Source organism: Corallococcus sp. AB049A, assembly GCF_003668885.1.
GTDB classification, from domain to species: Bacteria; Myxococcota; Myxococcia; order Myxococcales; family Myxococcaceae; genus Corallococcus; species Corallococcus interemptor.
This window is the reverse complement of the sequence record NZ_RAWL01001176.1, coordinates 1-431: the sequence shown is the minus strand read 5'-3', so window position 1 is coordinate 431 and position 431 is coordinate 1. Positions and strand designations below refer to the sequence as shown.

Genomic DNA, 431 nt, shown 5'->3' with positions numbered 1-431 from the left:
AGAGCTCAGATGCATATACTGTAAGTAATCGACCAGTTTTATTTGCCTCTGAAAAAGACCGGGATCGCAGGTAGATGTCAATGAGGCGATCGGCCACTGAAGCAGGTATGTCAAACCAAAAGACGTTCTCGATCTCGTCGACGGTCGATCTCGCAATTCGCTTCTTTGCTTCTTTGGCAAAGGCATCGAAGGACAGGGCGTTCTCAATGACGTCGAACTTATCAGAGGGAAGTTCTCTGATGAAGCTTAATACCCGCTGTGAGACGTCAGCTTCTACGAGACTCCACGCCTCATTGCAAATCGACAAAAATTCGACGACAACTCCTAGTTTGGTGTCGTCGAGCTGCCGAATCACGGGCGAGCAGTGTGCTCGGACAGCTTCATTCCATTGTTGATGATGTAAGTTGCGTACCGCCTTTAGCGCGGATGAG

At 49.2% G+C, this 431-nt stretch carries 1 protein-coding gene; it reads right to left on the bottom strand.

Annotation, left to right across the window (positions count from 1 at the left end):
- Positions 1 to 431 (bottom strand): hypothetical protein (locus tag D7X55_RS45175; RefSeq protein ID WP_233610465.1); only part of this gene is annotated, 431 nt, incomplete at both ends.